Below are 23,287 nucleotides of genomic sequence, written 5' to 3' on the forward strand. Positions count from 1 at the left end.
CGATACGCGGACTCAGGCGGGGGTACTCGAGACCGCGGTCGATCCGTCGGTCACGGCGGGCACGTCGAGGTCATCGGCGAGGTACTCGACGTGGTAGGAGAACGCCGCTGCCGCGAACAGCAGGACGAACCCGATTGTCAGCAACGCCGTTACCGCGAAGACGATCGCGGTGACGAGCGCGAGCGACAGCGCCGCCGCCGGATCGGTGGCCGTCCACACGTACGCCCGCTTGAGCGCGGCAACGGGCGACTCGCCGTCCGCCATGGCGACGAACGTCGGGATTAGGGCGACCGCGAGGTAGCCGGCGACGTAGAGGCCGACGACGGCGACGATCGGCGTGGGGCCGGTGAACGTCGATCCCCCGCGGAGCGAGAGCGCGGCGGGAGCGGCGAACACGACCGGGAGGACGCTCAACAACAGCGCGTGGACGCCGTTCGTGCGAACCGCGCTGACGACGTAGCCGCGGTCGAGGCGACCGGTCTGCCGAAGCGACCGGACGGCGGCGTACGCGCCGAGCGTCGCCGGGCCGATCGTGACCAGCGGAAGCGAGGCGAGGAACCACGCGACGCTCACCGCGATGAGGGCCGCGCCGTGCCGGTAGACGAACCGGAGGGTTCGCTTGTGCGTGGGGCGGTCCCCGAGCCCGGTTTCGCCCGCGGAGTCGTGAGTCGACATTATCCCGTGGTCCCCTGCATCTGGACCGCGTTCACGAGATGCTCCTGCAGAATGAGGAACACGATGAACAGCGGCGCGGCCGCGATGAGCGTCACGGCCATCTCGGCGCCCGGCTGGAACACCTGCGTCGGCTGCGTCGTCACGATACCGACCGGCAGCGTGAACGACGTCTCTCCCTGCAACACGATGAGCGGCCAGAGGAACTGGTTCCACGTGTAGACGAAGGTGTACAGCGACAGCGCGGCGATCGCCGGCTTCATCAGCGGGAGCACGATTCGCAGGTAGATCTGGAACGTGCTAAACCCGTCGAGTTTCGCCGCCTCGATCACCGAATCGGGGAGATCCTTGAAGAACTGCGTGAACAGGAACACCCCGATCGGAATGGCGCTGAACGGCAGGATGACTGCCAGCGGGCTGTTGAGCAGCCCGAAGTCCGAGATGATGGTGTACAGCGGCACCATGTTCGCGTAGATCGGCACCATGAAGCTCGCGATGATCACCGTGAACACGATGCGTTTCCCCGGCCAGTCGAGTTTGGTGAGCGAGAAGGCGATCATCGAGTCGATGATGACGACGATGATCGTCGTCGCCCCGGCGATAACCAGCGTGTTAATCAGCCACTGTAGTATCGGCGCGCCCTGCAGGACGGCCTGGTACCACTGGAAGGTGATCTCCGGTGGAATCCAGTACGGCTGCTGGGAGAACGCGAAGTCTTCGGTCTTCAGTGAGGTCGACACCATGTACAGGTACGGAACGATGAACAGGAACGCCGCTCCGTACAGCGTCACGTACAGGCCGACCGTCTTGGGCTTGGGAATTGTGAATCGCGTTTTGCTATCCGTCGACATTAGTCGTCACCTCCGACGAACTTGTAGTTGACAAGCGAGACGGCCACGAGCACGACGAACAGGAAGTAGCCGATAGCGGCCGCGTAGCCGAACTCCTGTTGTCGGAAGGCGACCCTGTACAGATACATGACGAGCGTCTGTGTCGTGTCGTTGGGTCCGCCGTTGGTCATGATGAATACCTGCCCGAAGACCTGGAACGAGGCGATGAGTTGGACCGTCGTCACGAACACGATCGCCGACCGCATCTGCGGGAGCGTGATGTCCTTGAACGCACGCCAGGTGCTCGCCCCGTCGATGCGTGCGGCCTCGTACAGCCGCTCTGAAACGCCCTGTCTGGCCGCCAGCAGGATCACGAAGTTGAACCCGACGGTCCACCAGATCGTCGCCAGTGCGACCGCTGGCATGGCGAACGTGAAGCTGTTGAGCCACGCCGGCGGGTTGCTCATGACGAGCCCGAGATAGTAGTTGATCGGCCCGTATTGGGGTGCGTACATCTCGGCCCAGATGAGCGAGACCACCGAGACGGTCAGCACGTACGGGCTGAAAAACACCGTTCGGAGGAACCGCTTGCCCTTGATGTCCTGGCTGACTCCGAGTGCGAGGACGAGGCCGAGACCGACGAGCGTCGGGACGGTCAAGATTACGAACAACGCCGTCGCGCGGACGGCCGCCCAGAACGTCGGATCCTGAACCATCCGGACGTAGTTCTCGGCCAAGACGAACTCCGACTGCGAGGGATTGAACGCGTTCCAGTCGAAGAGACTCATGTAGAGCCCCTTCAACAACGGGTAGAGCAGGAACACGCCGAAGACCAGCAGGTACGGAAGTGCGAACAGCACGCCGTCCCGCGTCTCCGAGTCCAGGGCGTCGACCCCGGGGAGTCGACTCAGGATCGAGCCTGTATCTTTGGTTGCCATTGGGTACTCCTCTCGGTCGTCATCCCTGCAGGTTGTCCGTGACGTCGCTGGCGGCCTGCTGGATTCCCTCTTCGGGGTCCAACTGGCCCGAGTAGATCTGTGAGATCGCGTTGTTCACCGGTCGCGTGTAGTTCTCGTTGTTCTCGGTGCTCGGCATGTACGAGAGTTCGTCGTTCTGCGCCATGTCCGAGAACGTCGAGAGCGTCTTCTCCCAGACGTTCGAACTCCGGAGATCGTCCGAGTCGAGCACGCTCTGGGCCGCGGGGAGGTGACCCGCTTCGGTCCCCCACTCGAGGCTGTTCTGCGTGATCCACTCGGCGGCCTCGACAGCGGCCTCCTGGTTGGAGCCGCTGTTCGGGACACCGAGGGTGTGGCTGTTGGCCCACGTCTGGGGGGCCGACTGGTCGGGTGCGACGAACGGCTTTGCCATCCCCCAGTCGAAGTCCTGCTCCGCGAGCACGCCGTAGTACCACGTCCCGTTGATCGTCATGGCGAGATCGCCCGACCGGAACGCCTTCGTCCCGCGGTCGTCGGTCGTGTCGGCCCGGTCCCAGTTCCACTCGTTGGCGATGTCGTGGTAGAACTGCGCGAGCGCCACGCCGTTGTCGTCGCCGAAGGCGGCCTCCGTGTTGTCCTCGTTGAGGAACTCGCCGCCGCTCCCGTGCTGCCACGCGATGAACTGCCGGACGAAAAACCGGAGATACGGGTCGGGGCTGAACGCCTGTTTGTCGGTTTCGGCGGTGATCGTATCGGCGGCCGACTGGAGTTCCTCGAAGTTCGTCGGCGGGCTCTCGGGGTCGAGACCCGCCTCCTCGAAGATGTCCTTGTTGTAGTACAGCCCGTTGGGGTGGGTATCCAGCGGGAGCGCCACCTGATCGCCGTCGAACTCGGTTTCCTGCCAGATGGAGTCGACGTACGCGTCGGCGGCCCCGTCACTGAGCATCCCACCGAGCGGCGTGAGCGCATCGGTGAACCGCTGAATCTGCGGTGCGTGGAACACCGCGAGGTCGGGGGCGTCGCCGCCGGTCATCGAGGTGAATAGCTTGTCGTAGTACTCGTCGAACGGCTGTCGCTGCCGTTCGATCTGAATACTGTCGTGCTCTTCGTTGAACCGGTCGACGAGCGTCTTCATCGCCTCGCCGTCCCCGCCCGCGAACAGGGTCCAGTACTGGATCGTGGTCGTTCCACCGGAGCCCCCAGTCTCGGCCCCACTGTCCCCGGCACAGCCTGCGAGGCCAGCGACCCCGGCCGCTCCTGCTACTTTGATAAACGTACGCCTACTCGACGGTGTTACCCCTTGCCTCTTGCGAGCCATCAACATAACGTCTATAGAGCGCATATATAATTGTTTTTGTTGTGGGTTATAGTGACACAGTGAACAGTCACCTCCAGATGCCGATCCGACGAGCGGCCCGTGCTCCGAGGCTGTTATCGATCGCCCCGAGTGCGTGAGACCCTCACGAAAGATGCAAACTTATATATACGACATAGTGAAACGTTCTCACGGTAGTCCATGAGTAGAGTAAGCTTCACCGATGTAAAGAAAACGTACGGCGACGTGCTCGCCGTCGAGCAAGTGAATTTGGAAATCGAGGACGGCGAGTTCGTCGCGTTGCTCGGGCCGTCCGGCTCCGGGAAATCGACCGTCCTGCGAATGATCGCCGGACTCGAGGACATCTCCAGCGGTGAGATCCGGATCGGCGATCGAGTCATCAACGACATCCATCCCCGGGACCGCGGGATCGCGATGGTGTTCCAGAACTACGCGCTGTATCCGCACATGACGGTTCGGGATAACCTGTCGTACGGGCTCAAGCTGACTTCGGATCTCTCAGCGGAGGCAATCAGGGAGCGGGTCGAAAACGCGGCCGAGATGCTCGGGATCGAAGATCACCTCGAAAAGAAACCGGCGGGCCTCTCCGGCGGCCAACAGCAGCGCGTCGCAACGGGCCGCGCCATCGTCCGGGAGCCGGAGGTGTTCCTCATGGACGAGCCGCTGTCGAATCTCGACGCGAAGCTGAAGATGCACATGCGGACCGAGCTCCAACGGATCCACGACGAACTCGAGACGACGACCGTCTACGTCACCCACGACCAGGAGGAGGCGATGACGATGTCCGACCGGATCGTCATCCTCGCCGAGGGACACATCCAGCAGGTCGGAACGCCGGACGAGATCTACAATCGACCCGCGAACCGCTTTGTCGCGGACTTCATCGGCAGTCCGGCAATGAACTTCTTCGACGTTCGACTCGACGGGGGGACCCTCGTGGGAGAGGGCTTCGAGTACCCGCTCTCGAAGGCGACTGCGGAGACGGCCCGAGGCGCGACGACGACGTCGGATCTGACGCTCGGCATCCGGCCAGAGGACCTCGAAATCGTCGAGTCGCCGACCGATCGGACCGTTCAAGCGACGGTTGACGTGGTCGAACCGGTCGGCAGTGACAATTACATCTACGCGGAGATCGCCGGACAGGAGATAACGATCCGGGTCTCGGCAGCCGTGAAACCGACTGTTGGCGATACGGTGTACGTCCGGTTCGACGAGGAGAACGTTCACTTGTTTGATACGGAAACAGAGCTGAATCTATTCGCGTTAGCGGAACAGTCGACGAACCAATCGGTCGAGTCAGTCTCGTAGATCCGTTCTCACTATCGAACCGGTTACTCGACGTAGATCGAATTCAGTTCGATGACGTTCGCCGCGCCCTGCACCAGTTCCGGAATCGCCGATTCGAGCTGCTCGCCCTGCATTCTGCTTTTCGGCGCCGCGATACTGACTGCACCGTGGAGGGAGCTGTTCTCGCTGGTGACCGACGCTGCGACACATCGCATCCCCGGCTTCGCTTCCTCCATGTCCAACGCGTATCCGCGTTCTCGAATCTCTCGAAGTGATTCGAGCAGCGTGTCCACGTCGGTGATCGTGTTCTCCGTGAACGCGGACAGTCCGTGTTCGTCGACGATACTGCGGACGCGATCGTCGGGGAGCTCGGCGAGGATCGCCTTTCCGAGACCGCTACAGTGTAACGGCTCGCGAAGTCCGATCTCGTGTGTCGTCTGGATCGCTTCCTCCCCGTGCGCCTTGTAGAGCAGGACGTTCTGTCCGTGCTCGATCACGCTGAACAACGCGAGTTCGCCGCTTTCGGCCGCTAGCTTGTCAACTTCCTCGGCGACGATATCGAAGATACCCGTGTTGTATTTGACCCGTTCTCCGATGTCGAGGAACTTGAGGCCGTTCTGATACGCTCCGTTCCGCTCGACGACGTAGGCCGACTCCTCGAGTCGGTCGAGAGACGCGGTTATCGTGGATTCGTGTCGGTCCGTCGCTTCGGCGATCTCCTGCGGCGTAGCGCTGTCTGTCTCCTTGAGTACCTCGATTATCTCGAAGACGGGATCGACGCCACAGACGTCTCGTACCGACGGCCGATAGACGCCGTCGACGTTCATCACGCGGTCGGCGGAAACGAGTGTCGCGAGGTGGCGATGCACGGCACTTTTCGAGATGTCGAGCGATTTGGAAAGCTCCGTGACCCCGGCTTGACCGTGCGAGTCGAGGTATTCCATGATCTCGAAGGCGGTCTCGACGGCTTGTACCGTTCGGGGAGCGTCGCCGTTCGCCTCGTCTGATTCCATGTATGTACCTCATTATCGAACAATATATACTTTTCCCAAGAGAGAACAACCAGACAGTTTGTTCACGTTAACAGAATATCGACAGCGACTGTTCTCTCAGATCGGATCCAGAGGTACTGCTAATTGAATCCGCCATCATTACAAAAGTACACGTGTAATTCCAAAGGCTGTTGTTAGCTCGGATCGAAGGTGTCGATGACTTGGAGGGCGTCGGCGACCTGTTCTCGCGAAACGTCGACCGGTTCGTTCCGGATCGGTCCCGAAGGGTCGGTTGCGACGCGTCCGACCGCTTCGAGCTCCGCGTCCGACGGGTCCGTCACGCCGAGGCCCGACAGGTCGGTCGGTAATCCGACCGAGACCGCGAACGCCCTGATGTCCGCGAACTCCTCGTCGGTCGCACCCTCGAGAATGAGCTGCGCTAACAGTCCGATCGTCACTTTCTCTCCGTGCGTCGCCGATTCCGCCCCGGGCAGCGTTGTCAGCCCGTCGTGGATCGCGTGTGCAGCCGCGAGCCCGCCGTTCTCGAAGCCGAGCCCACTCAGCAGGACGATCGCCTCCGTAACGGCTTCGACGTTTTCGGTCACTGAATCCGACTCGACCGCTCGAACCGCCCCCTTGCCGCGATCACGGAGCAATCGGTAACACGTCTGTGCAAGCGCGCGACCGGCGTACGCGGGACGGTCTTCGAACACCGTCGTCCCGCCGCTCTCCCACGTCGCCGTCGCTTCGTAGCACGTTGCCAGCGCGTCGCCGATCCCAGACACGAACCAGCGGGTCGGCGCCTGTGCGATGACGGCCGTGTCGACGAGAACGAACTCCGGATGACGGCGGTGTTTTTCGGCCTCGACGACCGACCCGTCTTCTCCGTACACGATCGAGATACTGCTCGTCGGCGAATCGGTCGCCGCAATCGTCGGAACCGATCCGACGGGCAACTCACGCCGAGCGGCGACCGATTTCGCCGTATCGAGTGATTTGCCTCCGCCAATACCGACCGCCAGATCGGCATCCGTTTCCACGGCAGCACGGGTCAGGCGATCGATCTCCTCAACGGTGCAGTCACCGCTGAAACGAACGCGTTCGAACGTTCCGGCCGCGGATTCGAAACTCCGTTCGACGGTTTCAGCCGTTAGCTCCCAGACCGTGTCGTCGGCGATGACGAGCGCGGTTTGCCCGTGTCGTTCGGCCAGTTTCCCGAGTCGATCCAACACGCCCGCAGATTGGGTGTATCGGCCGGGACCGGCAAATGTTCGCGTCATACGTGTCTGTTGAATTCGGATTGTGATTAGTGTATGGTCTCGGCTCGGCGATGTCAACTCAGTGGCGTGCTGACGAGCGGACTCCGCGCGAGAGGAAGATCGACGCTCTCGGTAGCGGTTCCCCGATTCGATACCACAAATAGTTTGTAATCCGATAATAAGTTATTATCAGTTTATAACTGACATAAGTGCCTCCGTTCCGATCGCCGTGTCGTTCGTAGCCGAAGTTGAGATCATGTTTCGGAGAGCCCCGGTGAAGTGAACTCGTGTTATCGACGAGGAGCTCCGCGTGATTCACGTCATATTCTTCAGAGACATCCGTAGAAATAGATTTAAATATCATATTCTTCAGAGACATCCGTAGAAATAGATTTAAATATCATATTCTTCAGAGACATCCGTAGAAATAGATTTAAATATCATATTCTGTTTCTCATATGCGTATTATCTGTCTATTTGTTCGATACATGACGAAAGAGGCATACAACTATTAGTGCGTGTCGTCGAGCAGACACACGGCTTCACCGACCGCAACGCGTTTGCGATACCGACCGGTGTCCGGCTGTAGTTCGGCTTGTGATCTACTCGTACACCGCGGATCAGACCCGATCAACGCCACATATCAATAATAGAGATGGTATTTAAAATATATAATTTAGTGTCCTCGGGGGGTTTTCCCGGGTGCGAGCAGTCACCGCCACGAGACGGTCCTCGCTCCACCGAGACCGGCGGTTAGTCGGACACGCGAAAGGTCCGAACGGTGTCTCGCTCACCGCTGACGACGTCGATCTCGACGAGATCGAGCGCGGTGAAGATGCGGCTCCAGTCTCGGTAGTACAGGGGAGTGTCGTCGTCGACGTAGTTCACGTCTGGGTCGGACGACGTGTCGCGTATCGGTCCCTCGATCTCCGCCGTGACGAGGATGTCGCCGGTGATTCTGGCCACCTCCTCGAAGACCCACTCGACGTCGGGATGGAGGTGTTGGAGCGTCTCGACCGAGTAAACCGCGTCGAACCGTCCGTCGTCGAACTCCTCGATGACCTCCTCTATCGGGCCGCAGTGAAACGTGCCGTCGGCGGCGAGTTCGGGGTACGTCTCCCGCATCGTGTCGAAGGCCTCGGCGTTGATGTCGACGCCCGAGAGGTCCTCGAAGCCGTGGTCGGCGAGGTGCTTCAGGTGACGGCCCGAACCGCACCCGAGTTCGAGGACAGCCGCGTCGCGAGGGAGGTGCCCGCCGAGGATGTCGCGGATCACCGTACTCGTCTCGTTCGGACCGTAATGGGCGTAGTACGCCGGTGAGTATTCGCCCGCCCGGTCTGTCCACGTGTTTCGGACGGAGTTGAGATCCACGTGTATCGACTCTGGCAAAGACGTATAACGCCGTCGGCCGGCGTCTGATCGCAGAATCGACGGCGCTGCGTGAATCGTTGATAAGTGACGTATCCCGTTTAAATGCGATCAAAATAGAATCGACCGGACTGACGTCGAACACCGGTATCGCGTGCAGCGTGGTTACGAATCTGCATCCAACTTACGAATCTGCATCGAACTGCCGTTCGTTCTGTTTTAGCTCGGTGATATCGACGAGGACGCCGGAGAATCGGAGGGGGTCTCCATCCGCGTCGCTTACCACCTGACCGCGAGCGAGCACCCACCGCAACTCGCCGTCGGCGTTCCAGACACGGTATTCCGTCTCGTAGTCACTACACGCGGCGACCGCGGCCTCGATCCGTTCTTCGACCCGCTCGCGATCCGCTTCGTGGATCTTCGCGACGAACCGGCTGAGTCCGACACCCTGCTGGACCACCTCCGGATCCACACCAAATATGTTCGCCGACCCTTTGCCCGCGACGAGCCGATCCTCCGGAATGTGCCACTCCCACGTTCCGACAGCCCCTGCTTCGATAGCGTTCTCCAACTGGGTGTGGGCAGTCCGGAGCTCTCGCTCGCGCTCTTTTTGTTCGGTGATGTCTTGCATGAAGCCGCGAACAGTTCGCCGCTCGTCGTCGGCGATCGCTTTGCTCCGTGTCCGAACCCACCGCTGGTCGCCCTGGGCGGTGATCAGGCGGAGCTCCTCCTCGTATGATTCCCCGTTCTCGAGCGCCGCTTCGACCGCCTGTTCGATCGTGGACCGATCCTCGGGATGGAAGAACTCGAGCGCTTTCTCCATTGTTGGGTCGAACTCGTCGTCGACTCCGTGAATCCGCCGAGTCCCGGCCGTCCACACGAGCGATCCGTCCGCATCAAACTCCCACGCTCCCAGGTTTCCCAGCTGTTCGGCTTCCGTGAAGAAGTCACGTATTCGTTCGAGCTCCCGTTCGCGTGCAACCTGCTCAGAGACGTCTCGACCGACACCAACGACCGCGATTCCCTCCTGATTAGGGACCGTTAAGCGGGCCTTCCGGAATTCGTACGGAACCCGTTCGCCGTCCGCCGTAATGACGTTCGCCCGAACTGAGCTCGACCCCGTTTCCACCGCTTCTTCGATGGTTTCCCTGATCCGGTCGCCGTCTTCGGCACCGAAGAACTCGGTGACATCGATTCCGTCGAGTTCCTCCGCAGCGTAGCCGCTTACGTCCGGAATGCGGTCGTTCCACCGACGCAGCTCGCCGTCCTCGGTGACCCCGTAGTAGACGTCCTGTAGTGCACCGAGACTTTCGTCGATAAACTCCTGTTGGCTCTCGAGTTCCTGTTTGTCCTTGACGTGCTCTGACACGTCAGTTATGAACCCGTCAATGGCCTTCTCTCCGGTGACAGGGTCTTCGATCAACTGCCCCTGATCGCGAATCCACCGCGTATCGCCGTCTTTGGTGATGATGCGATACGTCGAATCGAACCGGCCCATCGATTCAATCCCCTCGAGATGGTCGGCCCAGAGGTCCCCGCGATCCTCTGGATGGATGATCTCCTCTGCGAGAACGACGTCGTCTTCCAACTCGCTCGTCGTGTAGCCAGTGATCGACTCGGCGTCGCCTTTGACGAATTGGAGCGGATACTCCGGGTCGTACGCGTGACGGTACACGTATCCCGGGAGGTTCCCGATGATCGTCTCGAGGTGGAGCGTCCGTTCCTTCTCGCTCGTAATGTCGCGGACTTGGCCCACGATTCGAACCACGTCTCCATCGTCGCTCAGAATGGGCTGGGTGTCACCGCGGACCCACCGCTGCTCGCCGTCAGGTCGAACGACGCGGTACTCGATCTGAGAGGGGTCTCCGTTCGTGAGCCGCTCCAGTGATGCGCGGGCCCGCTCCCGGTCGTCGAGATGGACGTACTCGATGAATGCCGCCGGGTCCGCTTCTAACTCCTCGATCGAGCCGCCCCAGACCGTTTCATAGGCTGAGTTGACGAAGAGCAGTTCGCTCCAGTCCCCGCTGACCATGAAGAGAATGTCATCTGTCCGTTCGGCGACTTCCGAGAGCTTCCGTTCGGTTTCTTGTACCGCTTGCCGAGAGCGGTGTTGTTCGACGGCATTGCTGATCCGATTGGCTAAGACCGTATACTGACTCGTGCCGGCTTCCTTCTGCAGATAGTCAGTGACGCCCATCGAGATGGCTTCGCTAGCGATCTCTTCCGAGCCTTTGCCGGTATAGAGAATGAAGGGGAGATCGGGATACCGTTCGCGGACGGCCTCGAGAAATTCGATCCCGTTCCGCTCGGCCATGTCGTAATCCGAGACGACGCAGTCGATATCGTGAGCCCCAATGAGATCCAATCCGTCGGGGGGAGTGGTCGCTGTTCGGACGGTCATTCGATCGTCCTCGCGGCCGAGGTACGTTCCGACGAGCTCGCCGAACGCCGGATCATCATCCACGTGGAGGACCTGGATCGACGCGGTGGATTTACTCATAGATATCCAATGTCGAAACGTCCGAGGGTTAAGTAGGTAAGCAAGGGGTCGCCCGTGTGCGAGCGTCGCCGGCCGCACCGCTGAGCAGTTGAGTATCTCAGGAGCTCGAGAATCTCCGCTTTTAAATTGGGGATGATATCAACGGTGAACTCCCCGGGAAGGCATCGACGGATCCGCGACTCACCGACTCGACCGATCGGCGTCGTACGTTTATGTACTGGAGCGCGATCGAGGGGTATGGACGCACTCGTCGTCGGCGGGGGAGTCGTCGGGCTCTCGGCCGCGTACTCGTTGGCCGACCGGGGCGCGAACGTGACCCTCGTCGAGAAGGGATCGCTCGGAAACGGGAGCACCGCCCGCTCGGCCGGCGGGATCCGGTCGCAGTTCTCCTCGCGCGTGAACGTCGAGCTCTCGCTCGCCAGCAAGGACGTGTGGAACGCCTTCGAGGACCGGTTCGGCGTGGACATCGGGCTTCGGAAGACCGGCTACCTGTTTCTCGCCCGGACGGAGGAGGCGGCCGAGCGGTTCCGCGAGAACGTCGACATGCAACGGGAGCTCGGCGCGGCGAGCGAACTGCTCACGCCCGCGGAGGCGGCCGAACGCTGTCCGGGTCTCGACCCGGAGCCGTTCGTCGCGGCGACGTACAACCCCGACGACGGGATCGCCGACCCGAACCTCGCCGTCCAAGGGTACGCCGAGGCCGCCCGCGAGCTGGGCGTCGACGTCCGGACGAAGACGGCCGTCACCGGCCTCCACCGCGAGGGCGACCGCGTCGTCGGCGCTGACGTGCGAGGGGTCGGCGGGGAGGGACCCGAGCGTCACGAGGTCGACTGCGTCGTCAACGCGGCCGGCGCCTGGGCCGCAAACATCGGCGAGATGGCCGGCGTCGACCTCCCGATCGCGCCCCGGCGGAGACAGATCGCCGTGGTCGACCCGACGCCGCCGGTCCCGGAGTCGGTCCCGCTGACGATCGACCTCGAGTGCGGGTCGTACTTCCGGCCCGAGCGGGACGGGGCGGCGCTCGTCGGCGGCCACTTCGGTGGGGACGACCCCGACCGAGACCCCGACGCCTACGACGAGGGAATGGACCTCGAGTGGGCGGCGCGAGCGGTCGAGAACGCTGCCGACTACGCCGAATACTTCGGGCTAGACACCCGGATCAAACGCGGTTGGGCCGGGCTGTACGCGGTCACGCCCGACCGCCACCCGATCGTCGAGGAGACGGTCCCCGGCCTCGTGACCGTCGCCGGGTTCTCCGGACACGGGTTCCAGCACGCGCCCGCCGCCGGAGGGATCGCCGCCGATCTCGTCGTCGACGGGGAGACGGACCGCCTCGACGTCTCGCCGCTCTCGGGCGACCGGTTCGAGCGCGGCGAGACGCTCACCGAGCGAAGCGTCGCCTGAACGGCGGTCTGACGGCCGTGTGAGGAACCCTGCCGGAACCGTCGCACACGTCCCGACGACGTGCGTTCACTCAGTATCGTACGTCGGATCGCAACGCCGAGTGAACCGTCTGTATCGCTCAGTCGACGCTCATCAAGACGACAGTTTTCAGAGAAGTAACAAGGTAGGTGACGGCTGTCGCTGCAACCAGTGTCACGAGCAGGCCAATCTGCTGAAATTCGTCAGCAAGTGAAAATTCGAGGAGACTACCGATGAGAACGAAACTAATAGCCCATATGAGTATATCTCCTACCGTTTTGATCCAGTTTCGGACCTCATGAAAGGCAAATTCTTTCAGACCTGCTGTGAGTTCCCTCAGCGGCCACATATGAATTCATTAGCAGAATATCGATATGACTGTTCTTTATCAGAACGATTATTTCAACAGAGGAGAACGTCCAAACAGGTGAGCACGAACCCGCAAGTCGTCCCCGTGGGGCGGTAGCCGAACCCCCACGGAGGAATCCTCGCGCTTGAGTGCGAGGAGGATGTCAACTGCTGGATCACGCTCCCGCTCGTCTGACGGGTGACATCCGGCGATCCTACCGACTGTACCGTGAGGAACTTCCGTCGGTGACCCCAACTACCCGCTATGGTCGTTCCGTTGGAGATGGGCTGGCGCCACCTGTTGTTCGAGAACTGGCCGGTCGAGCCGGAGCTGATGGACGCCCGTCTCCCCGCGTCGCTGAGTGCGGACACTCACGACGGGACCGCGTGGCTCTCGGTGATCCCGTTCACGAACGTCGCCGTCCGGCCGAAAGGGCTTCCGCGACGGCTCGGCGTGCGGCTCCCGGAGATCAACGTCCGGACGTACGTCACTCGTGACGGCGTGCCCAGCGTCTACTTCTTCAGCCTCGATGCACAGGGACTCGCCAGCGTCACCGGAGCCCGCCTGTTCCATCACCTGCCGTACTACTACGCCCGGATCGCGCTGGAGATGAGCGACGGTCGCGCCCGGTTCGAGAGCCGGCGCCGCCATCCCGGTTCCCGCCCCGGCCGCTACGAGGCTACCTACTGGCCGACCGGCGAACCGTTCGACGCACCGACGGATCCACTCGGGGAGTTCCTCGTCGAGCGTTATCGCTTCTACACCGAAGCGCCCGACGGCTCGATCCGCTACACCGACGTCGATCACGACACGTGGACGTTGTACCCGGCCGCCGCGTCCGTCGAAACCGATACCCTGTTGCGGGCCGATGGCTTCGCCCGACCGGACACAGAACCGGTGTACTACTACAGCCCAGGGCTGGACGTGGTCGCGTCTCGGAGCAAACGGCTACGGGAGGGTGCAGAATGACCGCTGAGACAGATGCCGATGCGGGTGTCGCGTCGGGCGAGGCAGTTGTGTTGTTCGACGGCGTCTGTAATCTCTGTAACGGGCTCGTGTCCGTTCTGATCCCTCGAGACCCCGACGGGCGACTCCAGTTCGCCGCGCTACAGTCCGACGCGGGACAGGACCTACTGACTCGGCACGGCCTTCCGACGGAGGGATTCGACTCGTTCGTTCTCGTTGAGGGGGAGCAATTGTATACGAAATCAGACGCCGCAATCCGCGTTGCGGAACTGCTCGGCTGGCCGTATCGCGCGGCACGCGTCGGGCGGCTTATTCCAAGCGGTCTCCGCGATCCCCTGTATGACGTCGTCGCCGACAACCGCTACGACTGGTTCGGCCGGAAAGACCAGTGTATGATCCCCGACGAGGACGTCAGCGATCGGTTTCTCTAACTCACAGCGACCGCGAGGTGAAACACGCCGATGAGCGTGAAGCCGGCTGCGACCAGCCGATCGCCAGGTCGAGACCCCATGTGACGCTGTGTCGCCGCGCGGAGAAACCACCAGCCAGCGATCCACGCGAGCAGGTACGGCGCGAACCACGCCGCAAGCCAGCGCGACGCCAGTAGATCGACGATTCCGATCGAAACGAGGGTGTAGCTGACGGCGTGATTCATAATCTGCGCGATCCCGCGGATATCCGACCGCTTCGTCTGGTATGTGACGATGAACAGAGTAAGCGGACGCAACGAGTCTCCATCGAGCGGTATCGCGCCGTCGAAGTCCAGTAGCCACGGCATGGCAAAGTGAACGGTTCCCAGAACGACGGTGAACGTGCCGCAGATGAGGAATCCGGCTTCGAGAACTGGGTGGAGGACCATCAGTAGACGGTATTCGACCGGAGGGGTATTGGAAGTGGGGATACTCTCAGCCGACACCGTAGGACGGGGGAGGGTGGACGTGACTGGTACAGGCTATCACAGCTCTATTGAAACCCTATTTATTAGATACGTTCTCGTCTGAAACAGCTGATCACTGAAAGCTGCGTATCTCGCACAGGTGTGCTGTCAAAGCCAGCTGATCGGATCGGCCAATACAGGAGGCTGATGCTCCGATTGGTACGGTTCCTACTCTCAGACCTGTATAATACTTGATCTGATTTTTTCCACGGTCTCGTCGTCCAGTTCAAGTTCGGGGTGTGAACTTTTCGCGTGTTCTTCCGCTTGAGCCATGACCTCTTCTTCAGTCTCAGCTTCAATGGTGGCGCTACATCCGTCTACGAGGCACTCGAGTCTCTGCATAGTCCAACTGTAGGATGTGTGTTACCGCATTATTGGTATTAACCCACTAATGGCAGATACGCATGTGCTACCCGGCCGACTTCACGACCCCAAGGAGAACGGGCGTGTTCGCCATAGGTCGGCACGTTCAACGAACGGATGGTTCATCCGATTCGGCGGGAAGTAAGCGAAGTCGTCGTGCTGACTTCAGCCGCTGTATCTCGCACGACGGTCTTGGGATAAGACGGGCAGATCGTTGTTCTCCGTCAGTGCGTGAGTCCCCTGTATTGACCGCAACCGGATCAGAATATTTCACTGCCGAGGATCTCAACAAACCAGAGAGTACGGAACAGCAATGGAATTCACAGAGCAGTTCGATGCTGCAGCACCGACACATAGACTCGTCTCGCGGAGTCTACCCGGTGTGAAGGACTGGGACGAGCTCGGCGGAGTGACGGTCGAGAACCGGGCGATCAGTGTTCTAATGGACCACGGAACCGTTGTCCACCTAGGGCTTGATCCGAAACACGGTCAATTTGACACAGTACGACGGGAGTTAGTGCAGGTTCCCGATTCGAAATGTGTCTTTGTCGGCTCGGATCATGAATTTCGAGCGTCGCTTCCCGAGGACCGGGCGTTGGTCGAGTCACTACTCGAGATCCCGGACGGTGATCCTGCTGCGTGGACGGACCGCCTGTTCTACTTCGTCGAGTTTGCAGTTCTGACCGACCAGTCGTGGCTGTATCGCTCGGTGCCGCATGAGGCACACATCCGAGAGATCAACGCGGAGGGACACAAGGGCGTGATTGAGAAATTGAACGAGACGTTTGCTCAGGTGCGAGGGTCGGCTATCGTTCCGCGTGGTGGGCTTGCCTCGTGGACAACTGACGGTACCGCGTATGAGTTGCAATGGAACTCTCTGTATCGCTCCGATAGAGACAAGAGTGCGTCATACGATTTAGAACGGATGAGGCAAGTGACCGCACTGTTTTCTGAGAACCTCTTGCGTCTCGATTGGCAGCCGGCGTCCGAGGAGTCATTACTCGATCGAACGGTTGGGCGGGTTCTGGGTCCGGAGAGTGCACCTCCGCCAGCACGAGTCGAGATTCCCGCTGGTGAAGACGGAGAACGGATATTGGACGCGTTCCGTCGGCTACGTGAGAAGCTTGGATATGAATATGACGTTGAGACTTCTTCGGATTCGCACCTCTGATCAGCGTAGAGTCACTACCTCGATCAGACGGACACGTCCGGGCGAGGCGATTCAGTTGACCTCGATGATCTCGACGTCGAACGTCAGCGTTTCGCCGGCGAGGCGCGGGTTGAAATCCACTCGAACGACCTCCTCGTCGACGTGGACCACTTCGCCTTGGCTGCCGTTCTGCGCCTCGAGGAAGGACCCCTCTTCGGGCGTCTGCCCGCCGAGCATCTCTCGGAGTTCGTCGGTTTCGAACTCCTGAATGTGGTCGTCGCTGGGCTCGCCGTAGGCCTTCTCCGGCGGGATCGTCAGCGTTTCGGTCTCCCCGACCTCGAGGCCGATCAGCCCCTCCTCCATCCCCTCGATGACCTGTTCGTCACCGATTTCGACCGTCAGAGGCGCGTACTCTCGGTCGGGCTGAGCCTCCGCGAGGCCCGCCTCCTCGGCGACGGATTTCCGGGAGGTGTCGAACACGGTTTCGTCGTCGAGTCGGCCGGTGTACTCGAGCGTCACGGAGTCGCCGGTAGCTATCGTCATACGAGCACGAGACGTGCCACACGGAAAGTCTGTTGCATCGAGCGCCGACAGGCGGCCTCCGTCCGAGCGGCGTCCGCTCTCCTGCGGGGCGCGACATCTCCTGCGAAGCGCGACGTCTCCTGATCGGTACGAGATCGACGGAGCGCTCTGTCGGAAGGCGCATACTCGGTTTGAAACAACCTGAGCGAACGCTCAGTCGGAGCGGAACCCCCATACACCGAAGTTACTTTGCTGATTCAACATAGTGATACGCCTAATGGTCACCTATGAAGCGTTTGACCAAGACGTAGAGGTGAACGGTCAAACGGTACTGACGATCGTTGAAGAGGCGATGGGGCGTTTCTCTGAACCGTATCAGGAACGAGCGCGACGGGCGCTTGCTGCGGAAGGCATCGCTGATCCGGCTCCCGACGAGTGGTATTCTCAACAGACGTGGCTAAACGCCTTCGAGACGATCGCCGAGGAGTTACAGCCGCACGTCCTCGATCGGCTCGGGGAACAGCTCCCGACGGTCGCGGCGTGGCCGAACGACTTCGATACCGTGTCCGCGGGCCTTCGGTCGATCGACGACGCCTATCGGCAGAACCACCGTGGCGGCGACATCGGCTCCTACGAGTTCGAGCGGACGGGAGATCGAAGCGGCGAACTCACCTGTCACACGCCGTATCCGTGTCCGTTCGACCGAGGGCTCATCCGCGGCGTCGCCAGGCAGTACGCGTCCGTCGACGCGTTCGTCTTTCTCGAGGAAACCGGAGAGACCTGTCGTCGTAACGGGGACGACACCTGTCAGTACACCGTACACTGGTGACTAGCGGTCGTAGGATTCGAGAGCGTCTCGGAGTTCCGCGGCGGTGAAGTCTGACGCGAGCGTGACTATCTCTTGGAAATGTTCATACGTCTCTTGAAGCTCTTCGATCCGTTCGGACTCGGTCCCGCTATCGGCCGGTAGTTGCGCCTGCGCGCGTCGAATCGTCCGCAGCGTCGTCTGTATCTCCCGTAGGACGTACTGTTGGAACACGTCTTGGAGGCTGAACCAAATTTCCCGCTCGGCGGTATAGTGAACGCGTCGTCCGCCGCCCGCCGACGATCGGCGATGGATGAGTCCGATCCGCGTCAGTGTCCGGGTGACGTTGCTGATCGTCGATTTCGCGTAGCCGGTCTCGTCGACGAGCTCCGGGATCGAGAGCGGTTCTTCGGAGAAGTATAACACACCGTAGATTCTGCCTGCGCTTCGACTGAGACCGTAGACTTCCGCCGACTGCTCCATCGACTCGATGACTCGTTCGCGGGCGATGGCACGATCTTCGTCACTCATGGATGTCCGTTGTCGACACAACGTGATGGGCAGTCTGTTGAGTCATACCTTCGCATTGGATTCCGTAAGTATTAAATTGTTTGATTCGTTTGTTCGGATAGAGCCGAATAAACTGAACAACTTGTCCCCGAAATCCCAAACCATGGCCAGCGCCTTTCCACACCAGCCTCCAGTCGCCCACGCTCCCCGTAAAGAAACGAACATTATCGTCGACCGAGAGGAGCCGACTGACGTGCTTCAGGTCCTGTCCTCCGAGTCGGCACAGAAGATACTGGGTACGCTCAAGTCGGAGCCGAAAACGGCATCCGATATCGCCAAGTCTGTTGACCAATCGGTACAGAACGTCTCGTATCACCTCGAGCGGCTTTGCGAAGCGGACCTGATCACGCCGGTCGAGACGTGGTACTCCGAGAAGGGCCGCGAGATGACGGTGTATGCCCTGACCACCGAACAGCTCGTCGTCAGATTCCACGATAGCACTGACTGACCGGCCCTGTCGATCCGAAATACGGACCATAACGCGTCTGTCACGTGTACTGTTTATTTGCCGAGAGGTCACTCTCGATGTCCGCTCGGCGTCTCGTCCGAAGCGTGCGCCAGTGTAGAGTTATACAGGTGGAATGACATCTTGACATCCTCCCCGCGCTGAAGCGCGAGGCTTTCTCCTCGATTCTCCGTAAATATAAAGCTGAACCAGCATCGGTCGCTGGACATGTGAGTGGAAAGCGCGACTCACAACACGATTGGAGTCAGCTGGGATACGCCGGATCATCCGCGTATAAGCGAAAAATCTCCACTACAAGTCAGAATCTACGATCAGAAGCATCTCTACTCCATATTTCAGACGCTCATTTGGTCGGTCACGGGTTGGCCCTCTATGGTCGTGATTTCACACCAGCCACCGAATGGGAGTCTACAAGGTGGTCACCAACTCCCCCACCCAGCGATCGGTTCGGTATCGTTGCTATCCACCAATCAGTCAATCCGATTAACAACAGCGACTGGCCCGAGTGTTCTGTCGATGATGTTCTCACCATGGTTGGACCTCATACTCATGTGGTTGCTTCTGGGCATCTCCATCGCACAGGTATCGATTGGAATGAGCAACTCCCATTCGTCCTCGGCGGGACAACAGAGCCCCAGCGAGCTCGCCAAGCTTCGATTAAGCCCGTAGTCGGACTCTTCACCCGAGACGGGAATTCACTCGGGTATCGGCGGATTCAACTAACGACCTAATGGTTAAGCGATTCAAATTCCGTCCAGATTTCCTCGCGAATCTCTTTTTGTATCGACGCAACCGCAGCAGGTGACCACTCGACTGTCCATGCGTCATCGAGCGAGGTGAACACGAGTGAAACCCGGACACTACGGCCAGTCTCCTGTTGGTTCAGCGCAATCGCATAGGCCTTCATCTGATTTTCGTAATACGCCGCGTCAGCTTCCAGTTCACCAGGGGTGACGTCGCCGGTCTTGTAGTCGATAATATGGTACGCGTCGGGGGTGATGATCAGGTGGTCGATCAATCCCGAGATCTCGCCGCGCTCGAACTCCGCTGTCACGTACAACTCGTCGTACTGGTGCTCAACGTCGACGTCGGTGATTTGCTCGTCAACGTAGTCAATCCCGCGCTGGGCATGGGTGCTCACGCGGTTCTGGAGTTCGGGTGAGAGTGAGACCGTGGCACCCTCGTCAACAAGCGTCTGTTCCATAAGATGTGGCCAGTGGGTTTCAGGCGGCCGCAGTTCGCAGAGCCGATGCACCATCTCGCCGAATACGCTCGCGTCGACGCCGTCCGGTTCGGCACTCGCTTCCTCTGTTGAGCGGCCATCTGTTTCACCCTCTTCGGTTGTTGATTCCTCTTCACCGTCTCGACTCTCCGGACTCCTCTCGCTATCGTCGGTCTCTTCGACGTAGATGGTCCCCGTGTCTTCGTCGAACTGGAGTTCGCCATACTCCCCGAAGAGTGATGCGAGGTCAGTCGCCGAAAGCCGAAAGCTGACGTCTGGCTTGGGCGGACGCGGTGACAGTTCGACGTCAGGGTCGATATCGGGGTCAGGTTGCACCTGTTCGGCTGGCGGTGTCGGGAGCGACACGGTGTACGCGCCGTCACCGTACGTACGCCGGACGTGGGTGTCGGAATCGAGGGCAGTACACACGTCTTCAGTGAGGAGTTCTGGTTGTACCCAGTCGCGCCAACTTGACGCAGACTCCGGGTCCGGCTCTTTGAGATCCGTCATCGTCGGCTCGTCGGCCTCTCCAGCCGACTCGTGGAGGCCGCTCAAGAGGAGATGGTCTCGCGCTCGGGTACAGGCCACGTAGAGCACGCGTTTCTCTTCGGCACGTTCTTCGGCGCGCCGGCGCTCACGAATCGCGTCACGCGCGATCGTATCCACCATCTCGAACGGGTCGTCTGGACTTGGTGCTTTCAGGCCGACTGCGTGCCGATCGCTAACCTGTTCGAACTCGACTTGCCCGCTGCCCAGGGCTGCTTTGTCGTTGAACTCGCGGCCAATCCCCGGAACGACGACGAACGGGAACTCCATTCCCTTCGCGTCGTGGATCGTGAGGATTTGGACGCCCTCGCCGGTCGTGTCAGCCTCACTCTCCCGGCCGCCCAGCTCGATACGGCGTTCGATCCGATTCACGAGCGTCGTCAGACTGCGAACGCCATCGTCGCTCCAGCCGCGAAGCTGTTCGCGGAACTTCTCTACGTTCGCCATCGCCTGCTGTGGGCGTTCGTCGGCACTTACACTCACCAGATAGCCCGTCTCCTCCAGAATTCGCGTGAGATACGCAGCCCACGACCCGTCGAATCCGGCGGGGTCCTCGTCGCCAAGCCCTGCCATGTGACGCCACTCTCGGAGAGACTCATAGGTCGCTTGGAGCTCCTGATGCTCACTCGCCGCGAGTGCGGTCCATATCGAGTCGTCATGGAGTTTCAACCGGGCGAGGGTGTCGTCGGTGAGGCCGAACAGCGGCGACCGAAGCGCTGCGTAGAGTGCGCGTTCGTCACTCGGGTCGGCGAGCGCACGGAAGAGGTTCAACAGCGCGGTGATCTCCGTTGATTCGTAAAAGCCGATCCCGGACGCGACCGAATACGGGACCTCCGCCTCCTCTAACGCTCGCTCGTACTTTTTGAGGTGGGTGCGGCTACGGATGAGGATGGCAATGTCGCTCGGTTCGATATCCCGCGGCGCCGCCGATTCGTCACTCTCCGTCTCTTCGCGACCACTCGGTCCGGTTTCGGTCGTTGGCTCACTTTCGCTGCTGTCGTCGTCCGGTTCGTCCGTCTCGGGATAGACCTGAACCGGTTCGGCGAGTATCTGGGAGAGCCGGGCGGCGAGCGCCATCGCCTCCAGTTCTGTGTCGTGCTCCGGCTCGGCTGTCGCAAACTCCGGGTAGTGACCGCAGTGGTGCTGTCTGAGGTCGGCATGGGTTGGCACCGTGAGATACTCCACAGTCCCGAGATCTGCCGGATCGTCGCGAGCGGCTGTCAGCGATTGGGGGGCCGCCTCGTAGGGCTCTCCGTCTTCGTCAAAGATGGCTTCGAAGAGTTCGTTGATCGACTCTAACACCGCCGGTAGCGTTCGGAAGTTCGTCGAGAGTTGGTCGGAATCTTCGTGCCCTGTCCCCGTGCTTCGGGCATCTTGAGACACCTGCTCGAGCGTCGTGGCTGTTTCACGGAACTGCGTAACGTCGGCGTTCCGGAAGCGATAGATGCTCTGTTTGACGTCGCCGACGACAAACACGTTCTGGGCATCGAACGTTTCGCCGTCGCTGGCCGTCAGGAGCTTGATGAGGTCCCACTGACGTGGATCCGTATCCTGAAACTCGTCGACCATCACGTACTCGAACTGCTCTCGTAACTCCTCGCGAATACCGGCGTTTTCAGGTGCTCGGAGGAAGTCGACGGTATAGGAGATCTGGTCCGTGAAGTCGACGGCGTTTTGCCGATCTTTCCGGTCCTCGTACTCAGAAGCCGCGATCTGAGTCAGCTCTGCGAGCGCTTGGACGAACGGGAAGCTGTTCAATTCGATCTCCAGATCCACGTTGACGGCGTACTCCTCGGGCCGGAGCGTCTCGACCAGTGTCTCGAATGCGCTGTCGAACTCCGTTTTTCGAGGATGGTCTCCCCACCGTGTGTTAGCCCCCGTATAGCCCGCGTAGCGTTCCCCACCCCCTGTGGTGAGGGCCATGCTGAGCTCTGCGATTGTCGACTGCTTGGTGCGGGATGGAACTCCATCGTCGTATCCTGATTCGAGTCGATCCACGACGTCTTCGGCACGCTGCCAGGTCCGTCCCCCAATCTTGATATCAGGAGGGTTCTCAACGAACTCGCGCAGGGTCGTGGCGGCGGCGACGAAGTCGGGATGGGCAAGCCGCTCGGCGGCGTCACTCGGATCGATCGGATGTAAGGCTGACTCAACGAACGAGATGTACTCCTCTTCCGTGGCATCTGCCCAGCGGTTAGCCCACTCGAGACTCTCGGGTCGCTCGCTTAGTACGTCGGTCAGGACATCTCGGAGCTGGCTCCGTGAGAACTGTCGGGCCAGCGTTTGCGTTGCCTCGTGCTCTTCGTATTCTTCGAGGACGGCCCCAACCGTGTTGTGGATTAGTGCGGTCGTCTCGTTTTCATCCAGCGTATCAAAGCCAGGGTCGACGGCGTCGATTGTCAACGCGTGTTCGCGGAGGAGCCGCGAACAGAACCCGTGGAGCGTGTGGATGTATCCTTGCTCGAGTTCGTCCGCAACCGTCCGCCAGGCATCGAACTCCTCGACGTCGAGTGACTCAATGCGGTCCGTGATTTCCGTTCGGACGCTCTCCTCGAGATCGTTTGCCGCCCGCTCCGTGAACGTCGTCGTCAGGATATGCTCCGGTCCCAGCTGATCCTCACTGGGACCGTCATCGGGTTGGTCGGCGAGCGACTGTTCGATCATCGCCACGTATCGGGCGGTCAACGTGGTGGTCTTACCCGTTCCTGCCCCAGCCGTAAGCGTCACATTCCGATCAAGCGCATCGACGGCCCGTTGCTGCTCGTCGGTTAACTCCTCGTACGAGACCAT

21 protein-coding genes are annotated in these 23,287 nt (G+C 60.5%); 7 read left to right on the forward strand and 14 right to left on the reverse strand.

Annotation, left to right across the window (positions count from 1 at the left end):
• Positions 1-12 precede the first annotated feature (12 nt).
• From C469_RS09520 to C469_RS09535, 4 genes are read right to left on the reverse strand one after another with little or no spacing between them, the layout of a single operon-like run.
• On the reverse strand, positions 13-675 hold the full coding sequence (locus tag C469_RS09520; RefSeq protein ID WP_008006071.1) for a hypothetical protein: 663 nt from the start codon (positions 673-675) through the stop codon (positions 13-15).
• The gene (locus C469_RS09525; RefSeq protein WP_008006073.1) at positions 675-1,523 is read right to left on the reverse strand and encodes a carbohydrate ABC transporter permease; all 849 of its coding nucleotides are present in this window, start codon (positions 1,521-1,523) and stop codon (positions 675-677) included. The genes C469_RS09520 and C469_RS09525 overlap by 1 nt, the downstream gene beginning before the upstream one ends.
• Positions 1,523-2,440 carry a carbohydrate ABC transporter permease gene (locus C469_RS09530; RefSeq protein WP_008006077.1) on the reverse strand — a complete coding sequence of 306 codons (918 nt, stop codon included), beginning with the start codon at positions 2,438-2,440 and terminating at the stop codon, positions 1,523-1,525. The genes C469_RS09525 and C469_RS09530 overlap by 1 nt, the downstream gene beginning before the upstream one ends.
• A gap of 19 nt (positions 2,441-2,459) precedes the next feature.
• A complete protein-coding gene (locus tag C469_RS09535) occupies positions 2,460-3,755 on the reverse strand; it encodes an ABC transporter substrate-binding protein (RefSeq protein ID WP_160163067.1) in 1,296 nt (431 codons plus the stop codon).
• 198 nt (positions 3,756-3,953) lie between these two features.
• Between C469_RS09535 and C469_RS09540 the strand changes: the two genes are divergently transcribed.
• Complete coding sequence (locus C469_RS09540; protein ID WP_049911221.1) at positions 3,954-5,081, forward strand: ABC transporter ATP-binding protein; 1,128 nt, start codon at positions 3,954-3,956, stop codon at positions 5,079-5,081.
• A 23-nt stretch (positions 5,082-5,104) separates the two neighbouring features.
• Here the strand turns inward: C469_RS09540 and C469_RS09545 are convergent, their stop codons facing one another.
• The 4 genes from C469_RS09545 to C469_RS09560 all read right to left on the reverse strand — a co-directional run bounded on the left by C469_RS09545 (position 5,105) and on the right by C469_RS09560 (position 11,179).
• Positions 5,105-6,073, reverse strand: a complete 969-nt coding sequence (locus tag C469_RS09545) for an IclR family transcriptional regulator domain-containing protein (RefSeq protein WP_008006082.1) — start codon at positions 6,071-6,073, stop codon at positions 5,105-5,107.
• A gap of 173 nt (positions 6,074-6,246) precedes the next feature.
• Positions 6,247-7,332 carry a glycerol dehydrogenase gene (locus tag C469_RS09550; protein WP_049911223.1) on the reverse strand — a complete coding sequence of 362 codons (1,086 nt, stop codon included), beginning with the start codon at positions 7,330-7,332 and terminating at the stop codon, positions 6,247-6,249.
• 732 nt (positions 7,333-8,064) lie between these two features.
• Complete coding sequence (locus C469_RS09555; RefSeq protein ID WP_008006086.1) at positions 8,065-8,682, reverse strand: class I SAM-dependent methyltransferase; 618 nt, start codon at positions 8,680-8,682, stop codon at positions 8,065-8,067.
• A 181-nt stretch (positions 8,683-8,863) separates the two neighbouring features.
• Positions 8,864-11,179 carry a PAS domain-containing protein gene (locus C469_RS09560; protein WP_008006088.1) on the reverse strand — a complete coding sequence of 772 codons (2,316 nt, stop codon included), beginning with the start codon at positions 11,177-11,179 and terminating at the stop codon, positions 8,864-8,866.
• A 237-nt stretch (positions 11,180-11,416) separates the two neighbouring features.
• Here C469_RS09560 and C469_RS09565 point away from each other — a divergent pair, with 237 nt between their 5' ends.
• Positions 11,417-12,583: an NAD(P)/FAD-dependent oxidoreductase gene (locus C469_RS09565; RefSeq protein WP_008006089.1), complete on the forward strand. Its 1,167-nt coding sequence runs from the start codon at positions 11,417-11,419 to the stop codon at positions 12,581-12,583.
• Positions 12,584-12,701: 118 nt separating this feature from the next.
• Here the strand turns inward: C469_RS09565 and C469_RS09570 are convergent, their stop codons facing one another.
• Positions 12,702-12,950 (reverse strand): hypothetical protein, encoded by a 249-nt coding sequence (locus tag C469_RS09570; RefSeq protein WP_008006090.1) that lies wholly within the window; start codon positions 12,948-12,950, stop codon positions 12,702-12,704.
• Between the two features lie 264 nt (positions 12,951-13,214).
• Between C469_RS09570 and C469_RS09575 the strand changes: the two genes are divergently transcribed.
• A complete protein-coding gene (locus tag C469_RS09575) occupies positions 13,215-13,919 on the forward strand; it encodes a YqjF family protein (RefSeq protein ID WP_008006091.1) in 705 nt (234 codons plus the stop codon).
• Complete coding sequence (locus C469_RS09580; protein ID WP_008006092.1) at positions 13,916-14,347, forward strand: thiol-disulfide oxidoreductase DCC family protein; 432 nt, start codon at positions 13,916-13,918, stop codon at positions 14,345-14,347. Before C469_RS09575 ends, C469_RS09580 begins: the two co-directional genes overlap by 4 nt.
• On the opposite strand, the gene C469_RS09585 is transcribed toward C469_RS09580, so the two are convergent.
• Together C469_RS09585 and C469_RS16325 are read right to left on the reverse strand one after the other, a co-directional pair.
• Entirely contained in the window at positions 14,344-14,775 is a 432-nt protein-coding gene (locus tag C469_RS09585; RefSeq protein ID WP_008006093.1) for a hypothetical protein, read from the reverse strand. The genes C469_RS09580 and C469_RS09585 overlap by 4 nt on opposite strands.
• Before the next feature lie 252 nt (positions 14,776-15,027).
• Complete coding sequence (locus C469_RS16325; RefSeq protein ID WP_008006094.1) at positions 15,028-15,195, reverse strand: DUF1059 domain-containing protein; 168 nt, start codon at positions 15,193-15,195, stop codon at positions 15,028-15,030.
• Positions 15,196-15,529: 334 nt separating this feature from the next.
• On the opposite strand from C469_RS16325, the gene C469_RS16330 reads away from it, so the two are divergent.
• Positions 15,530-16,387 carry a hypothetical protein gene (locus C469_RS16330; RefSeq protein WP_082230127.1) on the forward strand — a complete coding sequence of 286 codons (858 nt, stop codon included), beginning with the start codon at positions 15,530-15,532 and terminating at the stop codon, positions 16,385-16,387.
• A gap of 51 nt (positions 16,388-16,438) precedes the next feature.
• On the opposite strand, the gene C469_RS09590 is transcribed toward C469_RS16330, so the two are convergent.
• Entirely contained in the window at positions 16,439-16,909 is a 471-nt protein-coding gene (locus C469_RS09590) for an FKBP-type peptidyl-prolyl cis-trans isomerase (protein ID WP_008006095.1), read from the reverse strand.
• Positions 16,910-17,165: 256 nt separating this feature from the next.
• Between C469_RS09590 and C469_RS09595 the strand changes: the two genes are divergently transcribed.
• Positions 17,166-17,717, forward strand: a complete 552-nt coding sequence (locus tag C469_RS09595) for a hypothetical protein (RefSeq protein ID WP_049911227.1) — start codon at positions 17,166-17,168, stop codon at positions 17,715-17,717.
• On the opposite strand, the gene C469_RS09600 is transcribed toward C469_RS09595, so the two are convergent.
• Positions 17,718-18,224: a GbsR/MarR family transcriptional regulator gene (locus tag C469_RS09600; RefSeq protein ID WP_008006097.1), complete on the reverse strand. Its 507-nt coding sequence runs from the start codon at positions 18,222-18,224 to the stop codon at positions 17,718-17,720.
• A gap of 232 nt (positions 18,225-18,456) precedes the next feature.
• Here C469_RS09600 and C469_RS09605 point away from each other — a divergent pair, with 232 nt between their 5' ends.
• Positions 18,457-18,711 carry an ArsR/SmtB family transcription factor gene (locus tag C469_RS09605; RefSeq protein WP_008006098.1) on the forward strand — a complete coding sequence of 85 codons (255 nt, stop codon included), beginning with the start codon at positions 18,457-18,459 and terminating at the stop codon, positions 18,709-18,711.
• Between the two features lie 745 nt (positions 18,712-19,456).
• On the opposite strand, the gene C469_RS09610 is transcribed toward C469_RS09605, so the two are convergent.
• Complete coding sequence (locus C469_RS09610; RefSeq protein WP_008006099.1) at positions 19,457-23,287, reverse strand: UvrD-helicase domain-containing protein; 3,831 nt, start codon at positions 23,285-23,287, stop codon at positions 19,457-19,459.

The sequence above is a fragment of the Halorubrum lipolyticum DSM 21995 genome, assembly GCF_000337375.1.
GTDB lineage: Archaea > Halobacteriota > Halobacteria > Halobacteriales > Haloferacaceae > Halorubrum > Halorubrum lipolyticum.